At 72.8% G+C, this 22915-nt stretch carries 22 protein-coding genes and 1 riboswitch; of the genes, 16 read left to right on the top strand and 6 right to left on the bottom strand.

The features are described from left to right. Positions 1 to 514: 514 nt before the first annotated feature. Positions 515 to 1375, bottom strand: coding sequence for a 3-hydroxybutyryl-CoA dehydrogenase (locus ABT092_RS06230; protein ID WP_351240656.1), 861 nt, complete (start codon positions 1373 to 1375; stop codon positions 515 to 517). A 190-nt stretch (positions 1376 to 1565) separates the two neighbouring features. Between ABT092_RS06230 and ABT092_RS06235 the strand changes: the two genes are divergently transcribed. Next, on the top strand, positions 1566 to 2819 hold the full coding sequence (locus tag ABT092_RS06235; RefSeq protein WP_351240364.1) for a glycoside hydrolase family 10-like protein: 1254 nt from the start codon (positions 1566 to 1568) through the stop codon (positions 2817 to 2819). 18 nt (positions 2820 to 2837) lie between these two features. On the opposite strand, the gene ABT092_RS06240 is transcribed toward ABT092_RS06235, so the two are convergent. Then, a complete protein-coding gene (locus ABT092_RS06240) occupies positions 2838 to 3050 on the bottom strand; it encodes a DUF1918 domain-containing protein (protein WP_351240366.1) in 213 nt (70 codons plus the stop codon). 193 nt (positions 3051 to 3243) lie between these two features. Between ABT092_RS06240 and ABT092_RS06245 the strand changes: the two genes are divergently transcribed. The 3 genes from ABT092_RS06245 to ABT092_RS06255 all read left to right on the top strand — a co-directional run bounded on the left by ABT092_RS06245 (position 3244) and on the right by ABT092_RS06255 (position 5670). Then, positions 3244 to 3810: a histidine phosphatase family protein gene (locus tag ABT092_RS06245; RefSeq protein ID WP_351240368.1), complete on the top strand. Its 567-nt coding sequence runs from the start codon at positions 3244 to 3246 to the stop codon at positions 3808 to 3810. A gap of 104 nt (positions 3811 to 3914) precedes the next feature. Continuing rightward, positions 3915 to 4256 carry a hypothetical protein gene (locus ABT092_RS06250; protein ID WP_351240370.1) on the top strand — a complete coding sequence of 114 codons (342 nt, stop codon included), beginning with the start codon at positions 3915 to 3917 and terminating at the stop codon, positions 4254 to 4256. Positions 4257 to 4332: 76 nt separating this feature from the next. Continuing rightward, entirely contained in the window at positions 4333 to 5670 is a 1338-nt protein-coding gene (locus ABT092_RS06255) for a serine hydrolase domain-containing protein (protein WP_351240372.1), read from the top strand. 22 nt (positions 5671 to 5692) lie between these two features. Here the strand turns inward: ABT092_RS06255 and ABT092_RS06260 are convergent, their stop codons facing one another. The 3 genes from ABT092_RS06260 to ABT092_RS06270 form a co-directional block, all read right to left on the bottom strand. After that, positions 5693 to 6145: an iron chaperone gene (locus tag ABT092_RS06260; protein ID WP_351240374.1), complete on the bottom strand. Its 453-nt coding sequence runs from the start codon at positions 6143 to 6145 to the stop codon at positions 5693 to 5695. A 154-nt stretch (positions 6146 to 6299) separates the two neighbouring features. Next, positions 6300 to 7157 (bottom strand): bifunctional 5,10-methylenetetrahydrofolate dehydrogenase/5,10-methenyltetrahydrofolate cyclohydrolase, encoded by an 858-nt coding sequence (locus ABT092_RS06265; RefSeq protein ID WP_351240376.1) that lies wholly within the window; start codon positions 7155 to 7157, stop codon positions 6300 to 6302. 24 nt (positions 7158 to 7181) lie between these two features. Next, positions 7182 to 7268: riboswitch (ZMP/ZTP riboswitch) on the bottom strand. 64 nt (positions 7269 to 7332) lie between these two features. After that, complete coding sequence (locus ABT092_RS06270; protein WP_351240378.1) at positions 7333 to 7911, bottom strand: YdeI/OmpD-associated family protein; 579 nt, start codon at positions 7909 to 7911, stop codon at positions 7333 to 7335. Between the two features lie 89 nt (positions 7912 to 8000). On the opposite strand from ABT092_RS06270, the gene argC reads away from it, so the two are divergent. The 5 genes from argC (at position 8001) to ABT092_RS06295 (ending at position 13083) form a co-directional block, all read left to right on the top strand. Further along, entirely contained in the window at positions 8001 to 9029 is a 1029-nt protein-coding gene (gene argC, locus ABT092_RS06275; RefSeq protein WP_351240380.1) for an N-acetyl-gamma-glutamyl-phosphate reductase, read from the top strand. 103 nt (positions 9030 to 9132) lie between these two features. After that, positions 9133 to 10284 (top strand): bifunctional glutamate N-acetyltransferase/amino-acid acetyltransferase ArgJ, encoded by a 1152-nt coding sequence (gene argJ / locus ABT092_RS06280; RefSeq protein WP_351240382.1) that lies wholly within the window; start codon positions 9133 to 9135, stop codon positions 10282 to 10284. Positions 10285 to 10410: 126 nt separating this feature from the next. Beyond that, entirely contained in the window at positions 10411 to 11340 is a 930-nt protein-coding gene (argB, locus tag ABT092_RS06285) for an acetylglutamate kinase (RefSeq protein WP_351240384.1), read from the top strand. After that, on the top strand, positions 11337 to 12539 hold the full coding sequence (locus tag ABT092_RS06290; RefSeq protein WP_351240386.1) for an acetylornithine transaminase: 1203 nt from the start codon (positions 11337 to 11339) through the stop codon (positions 12537 to 12539). Before argB ends, ABT092_RS06290 begins: the two co-directional genes overlap by 4 nt. Before the next feature lie 7 nt (positions 12540 to 12546). Beyond that, positions 12547 to 13083: an arginine repressor gene (locus ABT092_RS06295; protein ID WP_351240388.1), complete on the top strand. Its 537-nt coding sequence runs from the start codon at positions 12547 to 12549 to the stop codon at positions 13081 to 13083. A 72-nt stretch (positions 13084 to 13155) separates the two neighbouring features. Here ABT092_RS06295 and ABT092_RS06300 read toward each other — a convergent pair whose 3' ends face one another. Next, a complete protein-coding gene (locus ABT092_RS06300) occupies positions 13156 to 13860 on the bottom strand; it encodes a L,D-transpeptidase family protein (protein WP_351240390.1) in 705 nt (234 codons plus the stop codon). 154 nt (positions 13861 to 14014) lie between these two features. Here ABT092_RS06300 and ABT092_RS06305 point away from each other — a divergent pair, with 154 nt between their 5' ends. The 7 genes from ABT092_RS06305 (at position 14015) to ABT092_RS06335 (ending at position 22886) form a co-directional block, all read left to right on the top strand. Further along, positions 14015 to 15208 (top strand): argininosuccinate synthase, encoded by a 1194-nt coding sequence (locus ABT092_RS06305; protein ID WP_351240392.1) that lies wholly within the window; start codon positions 14015 to 14017, stop codon positions 15206 to 15208. A gap of 149 nt (positions 15209 to 15357) precedes the next feature. Then, entirely contained in the window at positions 15358 to 16803 is a 1446-nt protein-coding gene (argH, locus tag ABT092_RS06310) for an argininosuccinate lyase (RefSeq protein WP_351240394.1), read from the top strand. Between the two features lie 135 nt (positions 16804 to 16938). Next, a complete protein-coding gene (locus ABT092_RS06315) occupies positions 16939 to 17490 on the top strand; it encodes a TetR/AcrR family transcriptional regulator (protein ID WP_351240396.1) in 552 nt (183 codons plus the stop codon). Then, positions 17487 to 19055, top strand: coding sequence for an MFS transporter (locus tag ABT092_RS06320; protein WP_351240398.1), 1569 nt, complete (start codon positions 17487 to 17489; stop codon positions 19053 to 19055). Before ABT092_RS06315 ends, ABT092_RS06320 begins: the two co-directional genes overlap by 4 nt. Positions 19056 to 19509: 454 nt before the next feature. Continuing rightward, complete coding sequence (locus ABT092_RS06325) at positions 19510 to 20820, top strand: hypothetical protein (protein ID WP_351240400.1); 1311 nt, start codon at positions 19510 to 19512, stop codon at positions 20818 to 20820. Positions 20821 to 20835: 15 nt separating this feature from the next. Then, positions 20836 to 21747, top strand: a complete 912-nt coding sequence (locus ABT092_RS06330) for a hypothetical protein (protein ID WP_351240402.1) — start codon at positions 20836 to 20838, stop codon at positions 21745 to 21747. Continuing rightward, complete coding sequence (locus tag ABT092_RS06335; RefSeq protein WP_351240404.1) at positions 21744 to 22886, top strand: hypothetical protein; 1143 nt, start codon at positions 21744 to 21746, stop codon at positions 22884 to 22886. The genes ABT092_RS06330 and ABT092_RS06335 overlap by 4 nt, the downstream gene beginning before the upstream one ends. Positions 22887 to 22915 lie beyond the last annotated feature (29 nt).

Genomic DNA, 22915 nt, shown 5'->3' on the forward strand with positions numbered 1-22915 from the left:
CTGCTCGGTGCCGCCCGCCTGCTTGGATCACCTGCGGCGGAGAGGGGGAGCCGGTGGTGACAACTACCGAAGACCCTCCTGATCAACGTGCGTGCCTGCGGGAAGGCGACAACGGTCACCCCCGACCGCCGCAGAACGGCCGGTGGCTGGACAGCACCGGTGAACGGTCTTCAGCAGTCGCGTACTGGAAGCAGTCTTCGATCTCCCAGAGCGTCCCGGCGATCCGCGGGTGCTGGGGCCGCTACTGGTCGTCCGCAGTGTGGTGCGCGGCTATGACGGGCAGTGGTGTGGGGCCCGCAGTTGCCGGTTCTGGATGGCCGCGCTGGGAATTCCTAGGGACTTTTCAGGGACTTCCTTGTCTGTCCCAGGCCCGCTGTGGGGACTTTCCAGCACGTAACGGGGGAAGACCCTGACAGCACCGAAAGGAGGAGGGGTGCTTGTCAGGGCCCTCGTGTCTCAGCTTCTGACAGGCCTGCTGCGGGACCTGTGCCCGGCTGCGTAGCAGGTCAGAGGCTTAACCGTAGGGATAGAACCCCGAGCCCGACTTCCGGCCCAGTCGGCCCGCGTCCACCATCCGCTGGAGCAGCGGGGGAGCGGCGTACAGGGGCTCCTTGAACTCCGCGTACATGGAGTCGGCGACGGAGGCCACGGTGTCCAGGCCGATCAGGTCGGCCAGCTTCAGCGGGCCCATGGGGTGGGCGCAGCCCAGCTCCATCCCGCTGTCGATGTCCTCGCGACTGGCGGAGCCCGATTCGAACATCCGGATCGCGGCGAGCAGGTACGGGATCAGCAGGGCGTTGACCACGAACCCGCTGCGGTCCTGGGCCCGGATGGCGTGCTTGCCGAGCACCTTCTCCACCAGCAGTTGGGCACGGCTGAGGGTGCCCTCCGAGGTGGTGAGGGCCGGGATCAGCTCGACCAGCGCCTGGACCGGCGCGGGGTTGAAGAAGTGGATGCCGATGACCTGGTCGGGGCGGGAGGTGGCGACCGCGAGCCGGACCAGCGGGATGGAGGAGGTGTTGGAGGCGAGGACGGCGTCCGGGCGGGTGACCACCTGGTCGAGCACCCGGAAGATCTCGGTCTTGACCTGTTCGTTCTCCACCACGGCCTCGATCACCAGATCGCGGTCGGCGAAGGCGCCGAGGTCGGTGGTGAAGGCGAGCCGGTCGACGGCCGCGGCGCGTTCCGCCTCGCTGATCTTGCCGCGTTCGGCGGCCTTCGCCAGGGAGCCGTACAGCCGGGTGCGGCCCAGCTCCAGTGCCTCGCCGGTGGTCTCGGCGACCTTGACGTCCAGTCCGGCGCGCGCGCAGACCTCTGCGATGCCCGCACCCATCTGGCCGCAGCCCACCACTCCGACGCGGGTGATGTCGGTCAGTGTGTCCGTCACTTCGTCCCTTTCGTGAACCTCGGTACGGCCGGGCCCGGGGCCCGGCGACTGCCTCGGCCTGCACCGTACTCCGGATCGCCGCCGGGTCCGTCCCTCGGGTGTGCGGCATGCTGGCCGTACGACGGGCGTCCCGGCCGGGGCCGCCGGGCGCGGTGGGCGGAAGGACGGGGCAGCACGCATGGGGTCGGTGAGTCGTAGGGAGTTCGCGGTGGGGTCGATGGTGACGCTGGCAGGGATGGCGGTCGCCGGGGACGCGGCGGCCGGCGCCGGACGGCAGGCGCCCGTAGCGCAGGAGCGCCGCACCGGGCACCCGATCCGGGGCATGTGGCTGGCCAGCGTCACCAACCGGGACTGGCCCTCCGCCGCCGGTCTGTCGGCCGCCGCGCAGCGGGCCGAACTGGCCGGGTTCCTCGACGTCGCCGTCGAGCGGCGGCTGACCGCGGTGGTCCTCCAGGTCCGCCCCTGCGCCGACGCCCTGTGGCCGTCCCCGCACGAGCCGTGGTCGCAGTACCTCACCGGCACCCAGGGGCGCGACCCCGGCTGGGACCCGCTCGGCACCGCCGTCGCGGAGGCGCACCGCCGGGGGTTGGAACTGCACGCCTGGTTCAACCCCTACCGGGTGGCCTTCCACACCGATCCGGGTCGGCTCTCCGCCGGGCACCCGGTGCGCCGCAACCCGCACTGGGCGGTGCCGTACGGCGGCAAGCTGTACTACAACCCCGGGTTGCCCGAGGTGCGGGCCTTCGTCCGGGAGGCGATGCTGGACGCCGTCCGCCGCTACCCGGTGGACGCCGTGCACTGGGACGACTACTTCTACCCGTACCCGGTCGCCGGGCAGGAGTTCGACGACGCCGACGCCTACGCGGAGCACGGCGACGGCTTCGAGGACCGGGCGTCCTGGCGCCGGCACAACATCGACCTGCTGGTGCGGGAGACCGCCGAGCGGCTGCGCGAGGTGCGGCCCGGCGTCCGGCTGGGGATCAGCCCCTTCGGGGTGTGGCGCAACGCGGCGACCGATCCGCGCGGCTCCCGGACCCGGGCCGGCGTGCAGACCTACGACGACCTGTACGCGGACACCCGCACCTGGGTGCGCGAGGGGTGGATCGACTACGTCTGCCCCCAGCTGTACTGGAACATCGGGTTCGAGCCCGCCGACTACGCGGAGTTGCTGGGTTGGTGGGCGCGCACGGCGGAGGGGACGGACGTCGACCTGTACGTCGGCGAGGCGCTCTACAAGGCGGGCGATCCGGCGCAGCCGGCCGGCTGGCAGGACCCGGCCGAGCTCTCCCGCCACCTCGACCTCGCCCGGGAGCACCCCCGGGTGGACGGGCACGTGTTCTTCTCCGGCCGGGAGGTCCGGGACGATCCGTCCGGGGCCATGGCCCGACTGGTCGACGACCACTACCGCGTCCGGCTCCGCGGTCGGCGCTGAACCTTGGCGGGGCCGGGGTCAGCGGCTCCCGCGCTGCTCCCGCCGGGAGGTTCCGTGACGGACCACGCAGTCGGGTCCCGGCGACTTCACCGCCTCGTGCCCGTTGGCGTAGCGCACCCGGTACGGCGGTGCGCCCGCGTCGCCCATCACTTCGACGATCTCCGCGACCCTGTCGTGCTGCCCCACGGTCCTGCCGTGGACCAGCAGTCGGTCGCCCTTGGCTGCCCGCATCGCGCTGCCCTCCTCGTGGTGCGCGGGGCGTCGTCCCCTCCGAACGGGCCGGTGCCGGGACGGTGACCCGTGCCGCGGTGCTCATCGGTTGTGCCCGTGTTCGCCAGTTTACGTCCGGTTCGGGGGTTCGCGGCGGAAGATTACCTTCCGTTAAGCCTTGACCTGAGCTTCACCGGCCCCCCACGATCGCCGCATGCAGGTTCGGGTCACGCTCATCGCGGCCGCCCGCAGCTCCCCGCTGCTCGCGGAGCGCTTCGACGAGGACCGGTCGCTCGACGAGGCCGGCTGGCAGGAGGTGCGCCTCGCCGCCCCCGCCCTCGTCCCGTTCGGCGCCGCGGAACTGCGCTACTGCTCGCCGACCCCGCGCAGCCGGGACACCGGCACCGCGCTCGGGTTCGCCCCCCTCGTCCAGCCCGCGCTCAGCGACTGCGACATGGGCCGCTGGCGCGGTCACACCCTCGCCGAGGTGGCGGTGCGGGAACCGGCCGCCTTCGACGCCTGGCTGCGCGACCCCCGACTCGCCCCGCACGGCGGCGAGTCGCTGTGGCGCTTCATCGGCCGGGTGGGTCACTGGCTGGACACCCGCCCCGCCGACGGCGGGGTGAGCATCGTCGCCGTCGCCGAACCGGCCGTGGTCCGCGCGGTCCTGGTCTACGCCCTGAGGGTGCCGCCCCTGACGTACTGGAGCATCGACGCCCGCCCCCTGTCGGCGGTGACCCTCACCGGCGGCGCCGGACAGTGGAGTCTACGGCTGGGCTAGGCACCTACGAGCCCAACTCCCTTGCCGCGGGCCTAGGATGAGGACGCACACGGGCGAGGATTCACAGCGGTGCCCCTGACCCAGGCGCCGTGGGGGAGGCACGGATGACGGCGGAGAAAGGCACCGGAGCACGACGGACGAAGGGCTTCGTGGCCGGTGCGCTGCTGGTGAGCGTCGTGGGCTGGGCGGCCACCGACCACCTCAACGACACGACATCCACCAGCCCCTTGCCGGAGCAGCGGGGGGCCTGGACGACGGCCGACTGCACCCGGGACCCGTCGCCGTGCAACGACCCGCTCCAGGACCCCGTGGACCCGCTCGCGGAGTCCTGCGAGGAACTGGCGCGACGGGTCGAACGGGAGCGGGTCGCCCGTGCGCTGGAGAGCCCGACCGGCGTCCCGGACTTCCAGGCCTCCGCGCGCGTCTGTCTGCGCGCCGCCCCCTGACCGCGGGCCGCCGTGCGGGGCCGGCGGGACGGGCCTAGCCTGGGAAGGCCGTTGTCCTCGGCCGGCAGGAGGCCCCATGAGGTACTCGCGCAGGCACTGGCGCACGGTGTGCGCGGTGACGGTGACGGCGGGACTGCTCGTCGTCCCCGTGTCCTCCGGGGTCGCGGTGACCGCCGCGCCCCCCGCGGTGACCGCCGCGTCCGACACGCCGTCCCCACCGCCCACGTCCACCGGCACCGCCTTCCCCGAACTCGACGCCGATCTCTCCGCACGCCTCGACGACGCCGTCCGCACGGTCATGTCCGAGGCGAACGTGCCGGGGGTGACCGTGGGGCTGTGGGCCCCCGGCAAGGGCAGCTACGTCCGTTCCTTCGGCGTCGCCGACAAGACCACGGGGGAGCGGATGGACCCCGACCTCTTCCTGCGGATCGGCAGCGAGACCAAGACCTTCACCGTCACCGCCCTGCTGGAACTCGTCGACCAGGGCAAGGTGGGACTCGACGACCCGATCTCCCGGTACGTCGACGGAGTCCCGAGCGGCGACCGCATCACGCTCCGGGAACTGGCCGGCATGCGCAGCGGGCTGTTCAACTACTCGATGGACGAGGGCTTCTTCAAGGCGCTCACCTCCGACCCGGAACGCCCCTTCACCCCACAGGAGTTGCTCGACTACGCGTTCAAGCACCCCCTCCAGTTCGAACCCGGGACGCAGTTCGAGTACAGCAACACCAACCTCATCCTGCTGGGGCTGGTCGTGGAGCAGGCGGGCGGCATGCCCCTCGACGAGTACGTCCAGCGCAACGTCCTGGACCCCGCGGGGCTGCGCCACACCGTCTTCCCCACCGACGCGGCCTTCCCCAGCCCGCACGCGCACGGCTACACCGACCAGACCGCCTCCGGTCGCACCGAGGACGCCACCGACTGGAACCCCTCCTGGGGCTGGGCCGCCGGAGCGATGATCAGCAACCTGCACGACCTGCGGATCTGGGCGCCGGTCCTCGCCAACGGCACCCTGCTCACCCCCGAGACCCAGGCCGAACGGCTGAAGACCGGACCCGCCATCGTTCCCGGTGCCGGCTACGGCTTGGGCATCTTCAACGTCCAGGGCTGGCTCGGTCACAACGGGTCGTTGCCCGGGTACGAGTCGCTGACGATCTACCTCCCCGGACCGAAGGCGACCCTGGTGGTCCTGCTCAACACCGACACGGTGCACGACGGCCAACAGCCCAGCACCCTGTTCGGCCGGGCGATCACCGAGCTCGTCACCCCGCGGCACGTGTTCGACCTGCCGGCCGAGAACTCCTCACCGTCCCCCTCGCCCTCGTCCACCCCGCCCTCGACCGCGGTTCCGCAGTCGCCGGCCCCGCCCGCCGAGTGGGCGTCGGGCGGGGCCGCGAACGGGCCGGTCCGCTGAGGGCGCGCCTTCGCCGCCGGGGTCAGTCGACCGCCCGCCGGACCAACTCGGTGATCCGCGCCTCCACCTCGGGGGTCACCTCGGTCAGGGCGAAGGCGGTCGCCCACATCGCCCCCTCGTCCAGCTTCGCCCCGTCGTTGAAACCGAGGGTCGCGTAGCGGGCCTTGAACTTGTCGGCGCCCTGGAAGAAGCAGACGACCTTGCCGTCCAGGGCGTAGGCGGGCATGCCGTACCAGAGCTTGGGCGCCAGGTCCGGAGCGTTGGCCGTGACGAGGGCGTGCACGCGCTCGGCGATGATCCGGTCCGCGTCCGGCATCTCGGCGATCTTCGCGACCACGTCCCGAGCGGCGGCCTCCGCCTTGTCGGCCCGGGAGGCGCGGCGCGCCTCCTTCCTCAGTTCCTGGGCGTGCTCCTTCATCGCGGCCCGTTCCTCGGCCGTGAAGCCCTTGCTCGTGCTGTCGTCCGCGCTGCTCATGGCGTTCTCCCCGGGCCGGTCCTGCTGGGTGGGACAGTGGGAGGGACCCTAACCCGGCGCACTGACATCGCAGGGCGCCGCGGCGCCGGACGTCATCGGGATGCCGTACGCCCCTCCGCCCGGCCGGCGGCACCGCACGCTCCCGGGCGGGGCCTCACGCGTCGAGCTGCTGCCGGGCGGCGTCCACGGTCTGGGCCAGCAGCACCGCGATGGTCATCGGACCGACCCCGCCGGGGACGGGGGTGATCAGACGGGCCCGGGTGCGGGCGGCGTCGAAGTCGACGTCACCGACGTTGCCCGCGTTGTAGCCGGCGTCGATCACGACGGCGCTCGGCTTGACGTCCTCGCCGCGCACCAGACGGGGTACCCCCACCGCGGCGACCACCACGTCGGCTTCCCTGACGTGGGCGGACAGGTCCGCGGTGCGGGAGTGGCAGTACGTCACGGTGGCGTCCCGCGCGAGCAGGAGCATCCCGGTCGGCCGGCCCAGGATCGCGCTGCGGCCGATCACGACGGCGTGCTTGCCGGCCAGTTCCACGTCGTACTCGTCCAGCAGGCGCACGATGCCGCCGGGAGTGCACGAGACGAAGCCGGGGAGCGCGAAACCCATCGCGGCGAAGGAGCGCATGGTGACCCCGTCGACGTCCTTCTCCGGTGCGATGGCCTCGAAGGCCGCCCGCTCGTCGATGTGCGGGCCCGCGGGGTGTTGCAGCAGGATGCCGTGCACCTGGGGGTCCCGGGAGAGCGCGGTGAGCGCGTCGACCAGTTCCGCGGTCGTGGTGGTGGCGGGCAATCCGAGGTGACGGGAGCGGATGCCGACCTTCGCGCAGCGGGCCCGCTTCATCCGCACGTAGGTGACCGATGCGGGGTCCTCGCCCACGAGCACGGTCGCCAGGCACGGTTCCGTCCCCGTGCGCCGGGTGAACTCCTCGGCCCGGCGGGCCGTTTCTTCGAGCAGACGCCGGGCCGGGCCGGTGCCGTCCATGAGCTGTGCCGTCCGGGTGGGGGACACGACTGCCTCCTGGGCGTGGTGGGACCACTTCGCCCAGGCGCACGGCAACGGCGCATTCGCCGGGTCGCTCCCCGGTGGTGCTCCACCTCAGCGCCAGTCACGACCCACGGGCACTGTAGTCCACGGGGCGACTCCCTCGGGGCGACGGCCCGTCGTCCGCCGGGGAGCGGGAGCCCTACTCCTCCGGGTCGCCGCTGTGCAGCAGGCGGAGGGCCTTGTCCAGCCGGACCCGCCTGGTCTCCGGGGTGCGCGCCTGGAGCAGCGGCAGGACCAGCAGGTAGCGGCCGGTCCCATCGAGCGCCTCGAACGCCGCCCGGGCCCGGGGGTCGGCGGCGAGGGCCGCCGTGAGGTCGGACGGCACCGTCGCCGTGCTCTGCGATGCGTAGGCCGCGGCCCAGCGTCCGTCCTCCTGCGCCCTGCGCACCTCGGCCAGCCCCGGTTCGCGCATCCGACCGGCGGCCGTCAGCGCCGCCACCTTATCCACGTTCACCTGCGACCAGAGGCTTCTGGGTCGACGCGGTACGTACTTCTGGAGGTAGTACTGCTCGTCGAAGGACCGTCGCTGTCCGGAGATCCATCCGTAGCACAGCCCGATGTCGACCAATGCGTCGTCGGTGACCGTCGGGATGCCGGACTTCTTCTTGGCCACCTTGATCCACACGCCCTCCCGGCGCGTGTGGTGCTCGGCCAGCCAGCCCTCGAACGCCGCGGCGTCCCCGAAGGCGATGACCTCTACCCCCGCGATCTCCTCCATGCGGCACAGGCTAGTGCCCGCCCCCGTGCCTCCATTGCATAAATGTGCATGCCTGCGTATAGTCATGTCATCCAGAGGAGAGGAACGGCATGACGACGCGGGTGGCGGTGGCCGGGGCCAGTGGGTACGCCGGGGGCGAGGTGCTGCGACTGTTGATCGGGCATCCGGACGTGGAGATCGGAGCGCTGACCGGCAACTCCAACGCGGGCCAGCGGCTCGGCGCCCTCCAGCCGCACCTGCTGCCGCTGGCCGAGCGGGTGCTGGAGGCGACGACCCCCGAGGCCCTCGCCGGGCACGACGTGGTCTTCCTGGCGCTGCCGCACGGCGAGTCCGCCGCCGTGGCCGAGCAACTCGGCCCGGACGTGCTCGTCATCGACATGGGCGCCGACTTCCGGCTGCGCGACGCGGCCGACTGGGAGCGCTTCTACGGCTCCCCGCACGCCGGTACCTGGCCCTACGGCCTCCCCGAACTGCCGGGTGGCCGCGCTGCGCTGGAGGGGTCCAAGCGCATCGCGGTGCCCGGTTGCTACCCGACCGCCGTGACCCTCGCCCTGTTCCCCGCCTACGCGGCGGGCCTGGTCGAGCCGGAGGCCGTGGTCGTCGCCGCCTCCGGCACCTCCGGTGCGGGCAAGGCGCCCAAGCCGCACCTGCTGGGCAGCGAGGTCATGGGCTCGGCCTCCCCGTACGGGGTCGGCGGCGTCCACCGGCACACCCCCGAGATGAGCCAGAACCTCGGTGCGGTGGCGGGCGGGCCGGTGAGCGTCTCCTTCACCCCGACCCTGGTGCCGATGTCCCGGGGCATCCTCGCCACCTGCTCCGCCCGGGCCCGGGCGGGGGTGACCGGCGAGGCGGTGCGCGCCGCCTACGAGAAGGCGTTCGCCGACGAGCCGTTCGTGCGGCTGCTGCCCGAGGGCCAGTGGCCCGCCACCGCCTCGGTGTACGGCTCCAACGCGGTGCACCTCCAGGTCGTCCACGATCCGGCCGCGCAGCGGGTGATCGCGGTGAGCGCCATCGACAACCTCACCAAGGGCACCGCGGGCGGCGCGATCCAGAGCATGAACATCGCCCTCGGCCTGCCCGAGACCACCGGGCTGTCCACCGTCGGCCTCGCCCCCTGAGCCACCACCCCGCCCCACCAGGACCAGCGCCCCGCCCCGCCGACCGCGCGGAGAAGCGGACACCCGGCCGCCCCGCGCGCGCCGGCAGCGACAAGGAGATGCAGTGAGCGTCACGGCAGCACAGGGATTCGCGGCGGCCGGCATCGCCGCCGGGATCAAGAGCAACGGCAACCCCGACCTCGCCCTCGTCGTCAACAACGGTCCGCGCCTCGCCGCCGCGGGCGTCTTCACCTCCAACCGCGTCAAGGCCGCCCCCGTCCTCTGGTCCGAGCAGGTCCTCAAGGGCGGCCGGGTCTCCGCGGTGGTCCTCAACTCCGGCGGGGCTAACGCCTGCACCGGCCCGACCGGCTTCCAGGACACCCACGCCACCGCCGAGCAGGTCGCCTCGGTCCTCGGGGTCAACGCAGGGGAGGTCGCCGTGGCGTCCACCGGCCTGATCGGCGTGACCCTGCCGATGGACAAGCTGCTGCCCGGCGTCGCCGCGGCCGCCGCCGAACTCAGCGAACACGGCGGCGAGAAGGCCGCCATCGCCATCAAGACCACCGACACCGTCCACAAGACGGCCGTCCGCACCGGGGACGGCTGGACCGTCGGCGGCATGGCCAAGGGCGCCGGCATGCTCGCCCCGGGACTGGCCACCATGCTCGTCGTCCTCACCACCGACGCCGACGTGGACGCTGCCGGGCTCGACCGCGCGCTGCGCGCCGCCACCCGGGTCACCTTCGACCGGGTCGACTCCGACGGCTGCATGTCCACCAACGACACCGTGCTGCTGCTGGCCTCCGGGGCCAGCGGGACCACCCCCGACGCGGACGCCTTCGACCGGGCCGTGCGCGAGGTGTGCGACGACCTCGGGCGGCAGCTCATCGGGGACGCCGAGGGCGCCAGCAAGGACATCCGGATCGACGTGGTGGGCGCGGCCAGCGAGGCCGACGCCGTCGAGGTCGGCCGGTCCATCGCCCGCAACAACCTCCTCAAGTGCGCCCTGCACGGCGAGGACCCCAACTGGGGCCGGGTGCTGTCCGCGATCGGCACCACCTCCGCAGCCTTTGAAGCAGACCGGCTCAATGTGGCCATCAACGGTGTGTGGGTATGCAAGAACGGCAGCGTGGGCGAGGACCGCGACCTCGTCGACATGCGCTACCGGGAGGTCGTGATCACCGCCGACCTCGCCGCCGGCGGGGAGTCCGCCACCATCTGGACCAACGACCTCACCGCCGACTACGTCCACGAGAACAGCGCGTACTCCTCCTGACCACCGCCGGGCCGCCCGGGCCACCCCCGGCGGCCCGGGGCCCGGACGGAGCACGACCCGGCCCGCCCGCGCCACCCGCGCCCTCGGCGGGCCGTGGACATCCGCACCCCAGGAACCCGAGGAGCCATGAGCACCCGCAAACACACCGCCCTGCCCAAGGCGCAGACCCTCATCGAGGCACTGCCCTGGCTGACCCGGCACCACGGCAAGGTCGTCGTCATCAAGTTCGGCGGCAACGCCATGGTGGACGACGAGCTGAAGGCCGCCTTCGCCCAGGACGTCGTCTTCCTGCGCCACGCCGGGCTCAAGCCCGTCGTGGTGCACGGCGGCGGCCCCCAGATCAGCGCCCAACTGGACCGACAGGGCCTGGTCAGCGAGTTCAAGGCGGGGCTGCGCGTCACCACCCCCGAAGCCATGGACGTGGTCCGCATGGTGCTCGCCGGACAGGTGCAGCGCGAACTGGTCGGCCTGCTCAACCGGCACGGCCCGCTCGCCGTCGGACTGACCGGTGAGGACGCCCACACCCTGACCGCACGCAAGCACCGGCCCGAGATCGACGGCGAGTTGGTCGACATCGGACGGGTCGGGGAGATCACCGACATCGACTCCGGGGCCGTCGAGGCGCTGCTCGCGGACGGCCGCATCCCGGTCGTCTCCTCGATCGCCCGCTCGATCGACGACGACCACGTCTACAACGTCAACGCCGACACCGCCGCCGCCGCGCTCGCCGCGGCCCTCGGCGCCGAGACGCTGATGGTCCTCACCGACGTCGAGGGCCTCTACGAGGACTGGCCCCACACCGACGAGGTCATCAGCCGACTGACCGCCCGCGAACTGGAGAAGCTGCTGCCCGAGTTGGCCAGCGGCATGGTCCCCAAGATGGAGGGGTGCCTGTACGCCGTCCGCAACGGGGTGCGCACCGCCCGCGTCATCGACGGACGGGTCCCGCACTCGATCCTGCTGGAGATTTTCACCGACGAGGGCATCGGCACCATGGTCGTGCCCGACGACGCCGCTCGACCGCACCACGCCACCACCGGAGGGGGAACGCAGTGACCACCGCCAACGAGGAGCTGACCCGGCGCTGGCAGGGCGCCCTGATGGACAACTACGGCACCCCCGCGCTCCCGCTGGTGCGGGGCGAGGGCACCCGGGTGTGGGACGCGGACGGCACCGGGTACCTCGACTTCGTCGGCGGGATCGCCGTCAACGCGCTCGGACACGGCCACCCCGCCGTCGTGGAGGCGGTCGGCCGTCAGATCGCCACCCTGGGGCACGTCTCCAACCTGTTCGTCGCCGAACCGCCGGTCGCCCTCGCCGAACGCCTCCTCCAGCTGGCCGGCCGGGACGGACGGGTGTTCTTCTGCAACTCCGGGGCCGAGGCCAACGAGGGCGCCTTCAAGATCGGCCGGCTGACCGGGCGCACCCACATGGTCGCCACCGAGGGCGGGTTCCACGGCCGCACCATGGGGTCCCTCGCGCTCACCGGCCAGCCCGGCAAGCGGGAGCCGTTCCGCCCGCTGCCCGGTGAGGTCACCCACGTCCCCTACGGCGACGTGGCGGCCCTGCGGGCGGCGGTGACCGAGGAGACCGCCCTCGTCATCATCGAACCGATCCAGGGGGAGAACGGCGTGGTCGTCCCGCCCCCCGGCTACCTCACCGCCGCCCGGGCGATCACCGAGGCCACCGGCACCCTGCTGGTGCTGGACGAGGTCCAGACGGGCGTGGGCCGCACCGGGCACTGGTTCGCGCACCAGGCGCACGAGGACGTCCGCCCCGACGTGGTCACCCTCGCCAAGGGGCTCGGCGGCGGGCTGCCGCTGGGCGCGGTGCTCGCCTTCGGGCCGGCCGCCGAACTGCTGCGGCCCGGTCAGCACGGCACCACCTTCGGCGGCAACCCGGTCTGCTGCGCCGCCGGACTCGCCGTGCTCGACACCCTGGCCGGCGAGGACCTGCTCGCCAACGTCAAGCGGCAGGGCGCCGCGCTGCGCGAGGCGATCGAGTCGTGGGGGCACCCCTTGGTCCGCCGGGTCCGGGGCGCCGGGCTGCTGCTCGGTATCGTGCTCACCGAACCGCGCGCCGCCCAGGTGCAGCGCGCGGCGCAGGACGCCGGTCTCCTGGTCAATGCGCCCGCCCCCGATGTCGTCCGGCTGATGCCGCCGCTGAACCTCCGCGACGACGAGGCGGAAGCGTTCCTCCAGGCCCTGCCCGGCGTCCTCGACGCAGCCCACGAGGACGGACGAGCCGGAGAATGAAGCGACGATGACGCAGGCGCAGGGCAACGAGCAGACGGGCGCCGCGGTGCCGCAGACCCGCACGGCGCGGCACCGCAGGATCGTGGACATCCTCAACCGGCAGCCGGTGCGCTCCCAGAGCCAGCTGGCCAAGCTCCTCGCGGACGACGGGCTGAGCGTCACCCAGGCGACGCTCTCCCGGGACCTCGACGAGCTGAACGCGGTGAAGATCCGCGACACCGACGGGGACCTCATCTACGCGGTGCCCAGCGAGGGCGGCTTCCGCACCCCGCGGGCCCCGCTCGGGGAGTCGGCGAAGGAGGAACGGATGCGCCGGCTCTCCGGCGAACTGCTGATCTCCGCCGAGGCGTCCGCCAACCTCGTCGTCCTGCGCACCCCGCCCGGGGCCGCCCAGTTCCTCGCCTCCGCCATCGACCAGGCCGAACTGCACGACATCCTGGGGACGATCGCGGGGGACGACACGCTGTTGCTCATCAGCCGGGAGCCGCAGGGCGGCCAGGCGCTCGCCGAGCACCTGCTGCGCCTGGCGCAGAACGCGCGCTGACGGGCGCGGCGGCGGTACGGGCCGGTCGGCTCCCGGGGCGCGTCCCCGGTGGCCGACCGGCCTTCGTGCGTCTCAGTACCGGATCACGGCCGTCGCGCCGGACTCGGTGCCGATGGCGAGGTGCGGCCGGCGGGCCGGCTCGGCCCAGCGCAGCAGCGCGGCCATCGCGGGGGCGGGCACGGACACGCAGCCGGCGGTGGCGCCCTCGCCGTTCACGTGGAGGAAGATGCCGGCGCCCCGGCCGCGCACCGGGCGGTGGTAGTTGAAGTCGACCACCAGGGCGTGGGCGTACTGCGCGCCGTAGTCGAGCAGGCGCTCGGCCTCCTCGGCGCGGCAGTCCGGGGGCAGCGGGTCGACCCACCGGTTGTAGGCCGCGGCGGCGTTGTCCTGGCACCACCAGGAGGTGGGGCGCACCGGACGGTACGGGGTGCGGGTGCCGGGCGGGGGCGCCGTGCTGCCGAAGGCGAAGGGCAGGCCGTACAGGCCGGTGGGGGTGGTGCGGGTGTCCTGGCGGCGGACGCTGCCCTCGACCAGGCCGCCCGCGCCGAACCGTGCGGGCGCCGTTCCGGTGGCGGTCCACCGTCCGCCCCGCCGGTCCCACCAGGTGAGGGTGCCGGTGGTGGCGTCGGGGGAGGGGGCGACCGCGGTGATCAGCTGGCTGCCGCCGCCGGTGTCCGTCATCCGGGCGGGCAGCGGCCCGCGCCCGGCGGCGGGGGCGGGGGCGGCCTGCACGAGGAGGAGGGCGACGGTCAGCAGGGCGGGGACACCGGTGCGCATGGGCGCACCGTAGTGCGCCCGCGCGGCGGCGGCAGCCCGGGCGGGGCCGTCCGGGCGCTCGTCCGTCGGTGCAGGTCGAAAGCCTGGGATTGACGAAGCATGCGAAGGACTGCATACTCATGCATGTCAGCGAATGCACTGTGAGGAGAAACCCGTGACCGAGCGCGTCGTACTCGCCTACTCGGGCGGCCTGGACACCTCCGTCGCCATCGGCTGGATCGCCGAGGAGACGGGCGCCGAGGTCATCGCCGTCGCCGTGGACGTCGGCCAGGGCGGCGAGGACCTGGACGTCATCCGCAAGCGCGCGCTCGCCTGCGGTGCGGTGGAGGCGGAGGTCGCCGACGCCAGGGACGAGTTCGCCGACGAGTACTGTCTGCCGGCGATCCAGGCCAACGCCCTCTACATGGACCGCTACCCGCTGGTGTCGGCGCTGTCCCGCCCGGCGATCGTCAAGCACCTGGTCGCCGCCGCCAAGAAGCACGGCGCCGACACGGTCGCCCACGGCTGCACCGGCAAGGGCAACGACCAGGTCCGCTTCGAGGCCGGCATCGTCGCCCTCGCGCCCGACCTCAAGTGCATCGCCCCGGTCCGCGACTACGCCATGACCCGGGACAAGGCCATCGCCTTCGCCGAGGTGAAGGACCTCCCGATCGCCACATCCAAGAAGTCCCCGTACTCCATCGACCAGAACGTCTTCGGGCGCGCGGTCGAGACGGGCTTCCTGGAGGACATCTGGAACGCCCCGATCGAGGACATCTACGAGTACACGCAGAACCCGGCGGTGGCGCGGGAGGCCGACGAGGTCCTCATCTCCTTCAAGGAGGGCGTCCCGGTCGCCATCGACGGCAAGCCCGTCACCGTCCTCCAGGCCATCCAGCAGCTCAACGAGCGCGCCGGCGCCCAGGGCATCGGCCGGATCGACATGGTCGAGGACCGCCTCGTCGGCATCAAGTCCCGCGAGGTGTACGAGGCGCCGGGGGCGATCGCGCTGATCACCGCCCACCAGGAGCTGGAGAACGTCACCGTCGAGCGCGAACTGGCCCGCTACAAGCGGCAGGTCGAGCAGCGCTGGGGCGAACTGGTCTACGACGGCCTGTGGTTCTCGCCGCTCAAGCGCGCCCTGGACGGCTTCATCCAGGAGGCCAACCAGCACGTCACCGGTGAGGTCCGGATGACCCTGCACGGCGGCCGCGCCGTGGTCACGGGCCGCCGCTCCCCGGAGTCGCTGTACGACTTCAACCTCGCCACCTACGACACCGGCGACACCTTCGACCAGTCCAAGGCGCAGGGCTTCATCGACATCTTCGCGCTCTCCTCGAAGATCGCCGCCAAGCGCGACCTGGCCTGAGCCGGGATCCGGCACCCGCCGGACCCCGTAGCGTACGCACCGCCTCCTCGCCGCCCCGGCCGGGAGGCGGTCGCGCATCGGCCGCGGCCCCGCACCGGCGGCCCGCGGCCCCGCACCACCCATCGCAGCAGAGCCAAGGAGCAAGTGCAGTGACCAGCAACAGCGGAGACGTCCGGCTCTGGGGCGCCAGGTTCGCCGACGGCCCCGCCGAGGCCCTGGCGAAACTCTCCGCCTCCGTCCACTTCGACTGGCGGCTCGCCCCGTACGACATCGCCGGATCGCGCGCCCACGCCCGGGCCCTGCACACGGCCGACCTCCTCAGCGCGGACGAGCTGGAGCGGATGCTCGCCGGCCTCGACCGCCTGGAGGCCGACGTGGCGGACGGCTCCTTCGCCGGCACCGTCGCCGACGAGGACGTGCACACCGCGCTGGAGCGGGGGTTGCTGGAGCGGCTCGGCGCCGAGCTGGGGGGCAAGCTGCGCGCGGGCCGGTCCCGCAACGACCAGATCGCCACCCTGTTCCGGATGTACCTGCGCGACCACGCCCGGATCATCGGCGGGCTCCTGGTGGACCTCCAGGACGCGCTGGTCGGCCTCGCCGAGGCGCACGCGGACGTGGCGATGCCGGGCCGCACCCACCTCCAGCACGCCCAGCCGGTGCTCTTCGCCCACCATGTGCTCGCCCACGTCCAGGCGCTCTCCCGGGACGCCGAGCGGCTGCGCCAGTGGGACGGGCGCACGGCCGTCTCCCCGTACGGTTCCGGGGCGCTCGCCGGCTCCTCGCTCGGCCTCGACCCGGTGGCCGTGGCCCGTGAGCTCGGCTTCGAGCGCGGCTCGTCGGGCAACTCCATCGACGGCACCGCCGCCCGCGACTTCGTGGCGGAGTTCGCGTTCATCACGGCGATGATCGGCGTCGACCTCTCCCGGATCGCGGAGGAGGTCATCATCTGGAACACGAAGGAGTTCTCCTTCGTCACCCTGCACGACGCGTTCTCCACCGGCTCGTCGATCATGCCGCAGAAGAAGAACCCCGACATCGCCGAACTGGCGCGGGGCAAGAGCGGCCGGCTGATCGGCAACCTGACCGGGCTGCTCGCCACCCTGAAGGCATTGCCGCTCGCGTACAACCGGGACCTCCAGGAGGACAAGGAGCCGGTCTTCGACTCCTGCGACCAGCTGGAGGTGCTGCTGCCGGCCTTCACCGGCATGATGGCCACCCTCACCGTCAACCGGGAGCGGATGGAGGAGCTGGCTCCGGCCGGGTTCTCGCTGGCCACCGACATCGCGGAGTGGCTGGTCAAGCGCGGGGTGCCGTTCCGGGTCGCGCACGAGGTCGCGGGCGGGTGCGTCAAGGAGTGCGAGGCGCACGGGATCGAGCTGGACCAGCTCACCGACGAGCAGTTCGCGAAGATCTCCCCGCACCTGACGCCGGAGGTCCGCTCGGTGCTCGACGTCCCCGGTGCCCTCGCCGCCCGCAACGGGCGGGGCGGCACCGCGCCCTCCGCGGTCGCCCTCCAGCTCGTCGAGGTCAAGTTCGACCTCGCGGTGCAGCGGGCGTGGGTCGACCCCGAGGGGCAGTCCGTCCCGCAGCAGTAGGCGCACCTCCGCGGTCCCGCACGCTCGGGCCCGGTCGCCCGGCATCCGTCCACCACGGTGCCGAGCGACCGGGCCCGTGGTGCGTCCGCCCCTCGCGATAAGACGTTGATGTCTCATGTGGGCTATGGTTGTCTCATGGCTGTCGATCGCGAAGACGTGTTGTGCAGTGCCGCCGCACTCCTCACCCGCAAGGCCACCGCCACCCTGGACGAGGTGGCGAAGGCCGCCGGCATCAGCCGCGCCACCCTGCACCGCCACTTCGCGGGCCGGGACGCGTTGATCCGGGCCCTGGAGGACTTCGGGCTGCGCGCCTGCGAGGCGGCCCTCGACGAGGCACGTCTCGACGAGGGCACCGCCGAGTCCGCCCTGCGGCGGCTGGTGGCCGCCGCGGAGCCCTCGGCCGGGCTGATCGCCTTCCTGATCACCGAGAACCAGCTCTTCGAGGGCGAAGCCGTCAACGAAGGCTGGGGCCGGCTCGACCACCGGATCGAGGGCCTGTTCCGCCGCGGCCAGGAGAACGGCGAGTTCCGCATCGACCTCGGCGCCGCCTGGCTCAGCGAGGCGTTCTACGGGCTCCTCAGTTCCGCCTCCTGGGCCGTGGCCAGCGGACGCACGGCCCGCAAGGACTTCCAACCCATGATCGTCGAGTTGCTGCTCGGCGGAGTACGACGGAGATTGACCCCATGACCAGCGAGAAGCGGCCCGCGAACGGGCCGGAGACCCACGAGCGCGGGCCGGGGCGGTGGATCGCCCTCGCGGTCCTGGTGCTCGCCGTCCTGCTCGTCGCGGTCGACGCGACCGTGCTGGGCCTCGCCACCCCCTACATCAGCGAGGACCTGGCCCCCTCCGGCACCCAGTTGCTGTGGATCGGTGACGTCTACTCGTTCGTCATCGCCGGTCTGCTGGTCTCCATGGGCAGCCTCGGCGACCGCATCGGCCGCAAGAAGCTGCTGCTGATCGGCGCCGTCGCCTTCGGCGCGGTGTCCGTCCTCAACGCGTACGCCACCTCACCCGAAATGCTGATCTTGGCCCGGGCGCTGCTCGGTGTCGCCGGTGCGACGCTGATGCCCTCCACCCTGGCGCTGATCCGCAACCTCTTCCACGACCCCCGCGAGCGCAGCCTCGCCATCGGCATCTGGGGCGCCGCGGCCTCCGCGGGCGCCGCGGTCGGCCCCGTGGTCGGCGGGTTCCTGCTCGAACACTTCTGGTGGGGCTCGGTCTTCCTGATCAACCTCCCGGTGATGGCGGTCCTCGTCCTGGTCGGAGTGAAGCTCCTGCCGGAGTCCCGCAACCCGAACCCCGGCCCGTGGGACATGACCAGCGTCCTGTTCTCGCTGGTCGGCATGATCGGCGTGGTGTACGCGATCAAGGAGACCGCCGCACACGGCGTCTCGGTGGGTTCGGCCGGTGCCGCCCTGGTCGGCGCGCTCGCCCTGTACCTGTTCGTCCGGCGCCAGCTGACCCTCACCGATCCGCTGTTGGACATGCGGCTGTTCAAGCACCGGGGCTTCTCCGGCGCGGTCCTCGCGGACCTCCTCACCATCCTGGGCCTGGCCGGCATCGTCTTCTTCCTGTCCCAGTTCTTCCAACTCGTCCAGGGGCGCGGCCCGCTCCAGGCCGGCGTGGCCGAACTGCCGGCCGCCTTCGGTGCGGTGGTCGCCGGTCTGATCGCCGGCCGGATGGCCCGTCGCTACTCGGTGCGCGCGGTGGTCGCCGCGGGCCTCGCCGCGATCGGCCTGGCCCTGGGCGCGCTCGCCTTCCTCGACCGCACCACCGACTACCCGATCCTGGGGGCGTCGCTGCTGGTCGTCGGTCTCGGCGCGGGCTTCTCGTTCACCGTCACCGCGGACGTGATCCTCTCCAGCGTGCCCAAGGAGCACGCCGGCTCCGCCTCCGCCGTCTCCGAGACCGCCTACGAACTCGGCGCCGCCCTCGGCATCGCCCTGCTCGGCTCGATCCTCACCGGCGTCTACCGCGGGTTCACGTCTCCGCCGGGGACCCCGCCGCAGATCGCGGACGCCGCCCACGAGTCCCTCGGCGGAGCGGTCCAGGCGGCGAGCGCCCTCCCGCCGGAGCAGGCCCACGCGCTCGTCTCGGCCGCCCAGGACGCGTTCGTGGACGGCATGCGCCTCGCGGCCGGCGTCGGCGCCCTGGTGCTGCTGGCCACCGCCGTGGCCGCCTGGTTCACCCTGCGCGGCCAGAAGCTGGAGGACGTCTCCGCCGAGGAGCCGTCCGACGCGGCGGTCTCCTGAACCACCCGCGCCCGACACGCCGGGCCGGCTCCGTACCGGGAATTCCCCCGTACGGAGCCGGCCCGGCGGCGCGTTGACGAGAAGCGCCTCCACCGGAAGCACCCGGGGCGCGCGGCGGAGCGAACCTCCAGCGGGTCCGCGCGGGCGGCGCCACCACGAGCGCCCCCCGGCTCCCGACACCGGGAGCCGACGGTCCGGGGCCCCTTGAGATTCGCCCGCCCACCGGGCACTTTTGAACGAGTGCCGGCCGGGGCAACAGGAGGCCCGGGCCCGCGGACCGGGAACCGTCGAGGTCGCGCGGCGAACTCCCCGCCCCGTACGGCATGATGAAGCGCCCGCACGGACGGTGCCCCGACCGGTCCGGCCCGACGGCACGCCCCGTGCCCCGGCCGCACCCCACGAGGACCCGGCGCACCCGTGGGGGCGGTGCCGACGAGGAACGGGGGAACGACACGTGAGGAAGCGCTTCTTACGTCCTGACGGGCGTCGCCCCGCCGTGCCCCGGACCCTGGTCGCCGCCAGTGCCGCCGTCGCCGCCGGCCTGCTCGCCGGCCACCTCCTCGACCCCCGTGCGCTCACCGCGACGCCGTGGTACCCCGTCCTGGCCGGGCTCCTCCTCGCCGTCGGCCTCTACGGCAGCACGCACGCGATCGACCTGCGGGAGGTCCGCCGGGACCTGCGGGCCCTGCTGCTCACGGTGACCCTGGGCGTGCTCCTCAAGGCCGCCCTGATCGCCGGCGTCATGGTCGCCCTCTTCCGGGAACCGGAGTACCTCGTCCTCGGCATCGCCGTCGCCCAGATCGACCCGCTCTCCGTGGCGGCGATGACCCGGAGCAGCCGGATGTCGCCGCGCGCCAAGAACCTGCTCTCCGTCTGGGCGTCCTTCGACGACCCGGTGACCGTCCTGCTCACCCTCACCACCACGGTCGTCGCCTTCCGGCTCGCCGGCCGGGAGGGCGCCCCGGCCGCCGCCACCGGCGAAGGGCTCGCGGCCCACGCCCTCACCCTCGGCGGCAACCTGCTGCTCTTCGCCGTCGCCGCCGGCCTCTGGCAGTTGTTGCACCGGGGCGCCCGCGCCCGGCCGGAGCGCCCCGCCCGCCCCGGCCGCACCGACGCGCTGGCCCTGCTGCTGGTCGTGCTGGTGGTGGCCGTGGCCGCGCCGTACATGCTGATGCTCGCCGTCGCCGGGCTCGGGCTGGTGGTGCGCACCGGCCGGTACGCCGCCCTCGTCGACCGCGCCGTCACGGTCGCCTTCGTGCTGGCCGCACTGGTCCTCGGGCTGCTCCTCGCGGACGGCATCGCCCTCGGTCCGGGGCTCGTCCTCGGGCTCGCCGCCTTCGGGGCCCAGGCCGTCATCGGGCTGCTGATCGCCCCGCTGCTCTTCCCCGGCCTCGGCCGGGACGACCGGGTCCACCTCGGGATCGGCCAGCAGAACGGCATCACCGCCGTGATCCTGGCCCTCGCCCTGGAGCCCGACTTCCCCGGCACGGTGGCGATCGTCGGTCCGGCCGTCCTCGTCGTCAACACCCTGCACTACACGGCCGGCGGCCTGTGGCACGCCCTCGGCGCCCGCACCCCGCGCCCGCCCGTGGACGACCCGTCGCCCCAGCACCAGCGCACCCCCCGTTCGGCGCCCGGGGACCAGCCCCTGCAACACCCCGGTGCCACCGCCCCGCCGGCCCGGACGCCCGAGCACGCCGCGCCCGCCGAACCGCCCGTCCGCCACGACCCCGCCCGCCCCGCCGGAGACACCGCACGCCCCTGACCGGACGGAACCCCGATGACCACCGGCGCACCCCGCCGTCCCGCCCGTGCCCGTACGACCGTCCTCCTGCTGACCGGGGCGGTGCTGCTGACCGCCGCACAGCCCGCCCTCGCCGCCGGCAGCGAGGACGACCTGCACCGCGTGTACTGCCTCGCCGACGACCGCCGCGCCGAGGTGGTCACCGCCGCCGTCCGCCTCGGCACCGTGACCGCGGTGCCCGGCGAGGGCGAGCAGGTGCGCACCGGACCCGGTTCGGGCGGGGAGCTGACGGTCCAGCAGTGGGCCGAGCGGCACCCCGAGGACTTCCGGCGGGTGTGCCGCACGGTGATGGCGGCCAACGGGGACGCCCCGGACAAGGGCGGCGACCCTGCTGGGGGACTGGCCACCGGGCTGCTGCTGGCCGCCGTCGCCGCCGCGTTCACGGTGCTGGGCAGCGCCGTCGAACGCGGTGCGACCTACCGCCGGCAACGCGCCGAGGCGCTCACCGCCGCCGTGCACGCCTACTCCTACGCCGCCGAGACGTACCTCGCCGGCTGGCAGACCGGGGCCAGCACCCCCCACGAGGAGGTGGGGCGCTGCCGGGCCGAACTCGCCACCGCACTGCGCGGACTGCGGGACACCGGCTCCCGCCGCCGGCACGCCCTCGCCCTCGCCGAGCACCTGCCGCTCCCCGAGCCGCTCGCCACCTCGGTGCGCGCGGGCGCACGCGGGTACAGTCCGCTCGGCGTGGACCAGTTGCGCGCCGAAGCGACCCGGCAACGGACCCTCCTTTCGGACGCCGTGGCCGGAACCGAGGCGCTGAACGCCTCGTTCATGGTGTGGCACACCCGACGCGCCCTGCGGGGTGCGGCGCGCGCCGGGGCCGTCGGGGTGCGTGCGGCACGTCGGCTGCGGGGACGATCCGAAGGAGGGGGTGACGGTCGATGAGCCCATCCGATGACGTGGCGTCGTCGACACCGCTGCCGGAGCAGCGGAGTTCGGACGGGGTCTCGTTCAACCCCTTCGGGGTGCCCGTGAGCTACGAACGGGGTCCCGGGCACCCGGGTCTGGTCCGCTGGGAGGCGGACGCACCGCTCACCCCGTGGTGGATCCGCGGACATGCCGACCTGTGGGTGCCGGTGGACCACACGGAGGTGCTGTTCAAGCGGTTCGTCGAGCAGGGGCCCGACCCGGTGGTGCTCGCCGACACCAGCAACCACGGCCACGTCGTGGTCGTCAGCGGTTCCGGCGGCACGGGCAAGACCTCCCTGCTCAACCGGTGCGTGGACGACCTGGCCAGACGGCTCGCCCCGACCGCCGTCCAGCAGACCCGGAGAGGGTTGCAGGACGAGGACGGAACGGAAATGTGGTCGCCCCGGGACGGTTATCCGGGGGTGGAGATCATTCCCCTGGTCGGCTTCCGGAACGAGGACAACGGATTCAGCCGCCGCAATGGCCGCAGGAGTACCGTGGATGAACTCAACCGGAAGATCGCCGATCGCGTATTGGAAAGGCTCAGCCGGGACGAGGAATTCTGGCAGGGATTCGACCAGAGTCGAAGAAATGACGATGACCTCTCCCACGTCTATGAGGACATCAGTGAGCGCCTGAGCGTTCTGCCACGCATTCTGCTGGTCATCGTTCCGGACATGCGCTGGTTGGACAACGGGTTGACCACCCAGTTCGTCAGCAGTTTCCACAGTTGGGCCCAGCCCTTCATCGTCTTCTTCCTGGAGACCTCGCACACCGGACTCCGGGAAGAGTTGGAGATGGAGTTCGAGGGCGTGCGCGAACCCCATCTGACGCTTCTGGAGATGGGATTGGTGAACGTCGAGGACTGGGATGTGTTCATCGAGCGCCGTACAGTGGTTGATGGACTTCCGGGGGACAGCATCACCTTTGCGGATGAAGTCATTCAGAACCGCCCAGAGCGGCATCTGTACAGAAATGTCAGACAATTGCAGGGATTCCTGCACGATGTGTCGGACGAGGCGATCCGGAATCAGGAAGCCGCGGTCAGGATGAATCGCCTGCGCCGCTTCACCGAACGCCGGTCCCTGGTCGACCCGTCGGCCTTGAAGTTCTGAAGCTGACCGCACGGCCCGGGAAGGACCAC

Origin of the sequence: Streptomyces sp. NPDC002490 (assembly GCF_040296045.1) — a bacterium.
In the GTDB taxonomy this organism is placed as follows: Bacteria; Actinomycetota; Actinomycetes; order Streptomycetales; family Streptomycetaceae; genus Streptomyces.

Coding starts and splice junctions, on each gene's coding strand:
- ABT092_RS06235 (WP_351240364.1), top strand. CDS start 1,566: ATGGGGTCGGTGAGTCGTAGGGAGTTCGCGGTGGGGTCGATGGTGACG.
- ABT092_RS06240 (WP_351240366.1), bottom strand. CDS start 3,050: ATGCGGGCAGCCAAGGGCGACCGACTGCTGGTCCACGGCAGGACCGTG.
- ABT092_RS06245 (WP_351240368.1), top strand. CDS start 3,244: ATGCAGGTTCGGGTCACGCTCATCGCGGCCGCCCGCAGCTCCCCGCTG.
- ABT092_RS06250 (WP_351240370.1), top strand. CDS start 3,915: ATGACGGCGGAGAAAGGCACCGGAGCACGACGGACGAAGGGCTTCGTG.
- ABT092_RS06255 (WP_351240372.1), top strand. CDS start 4,333: ATGAGGTACTCGCGCAGGCACTGGCGCACGGTGTGCGCGGTGACGGTG.
- ABT092_RS06260 (WP_351240374.1), bottom strand. CDS start 6,145: ATGAGCAGCGCGGACGACAGCACGAGCAAGGGCTTCACGGCCGAGGAA.
- ABT092_RS06270 (WP_351240378.1), bottom strand. CDS start 7,911: ATGGAGGAGATCGCGGGGGTAGAGGTCATCGCCTTCGGGGACGCCGCG.
- argC (WP_351240380.1), top strand. CDS start 8,001: ATGACGACGCGGGTGGCGGTGGCCGGGGCCAGTGGGTACGCCGGGGGC.
- argB (WP_351240384.1), top strand. CDS start 10,411: ATGAGCACCCGCAAACACACCGCCCTGCCCAAGGCGCAGACCCTCATC.
- ABT092_RS06295 (WP_351240388.1), top strand. CDS start 12,547: ATGACGCAGGCGCAGGGCAACGAGCAGACGGGCGCCGCGGTGCCGCAG.
- ABT092_RS06300 (WP_351240390.1), bottom strand. CDS start 13,860: ATGCGCACCGGTGTCCCCGCCCTGCTGACCGTCGCCCTCCTCCTCGTG.
- ABT092_RS06315 (WP_351240396.1), top strand. CDS start 16,939: ATGGCTGTCGATCGCGAAGACGTGTTGTGCAGTGCCGCCGCACTCCTC.
- ABT092_RS06320 (WP_351240398.1), top strand. CDS start 17,487: ATGACCAGCGAGAAGCGGCCCGCGAACGGGCCGGAGACCCACGAGCGC.
- ABT092_RS06330 (WP_351240402.1), top strand. CDS start 20,836: ATGACCACCGGCGCACCCCGCCGTCCCGCCCGTGCCCGTACGACCGTC.
- ABT092_RS06335 (WP_351240404.1), top strand. CDS start 21,744: ATGAGCCCATCCGATGACGTGGCGTCGTCGACACCGCTGCCGGAGCAG.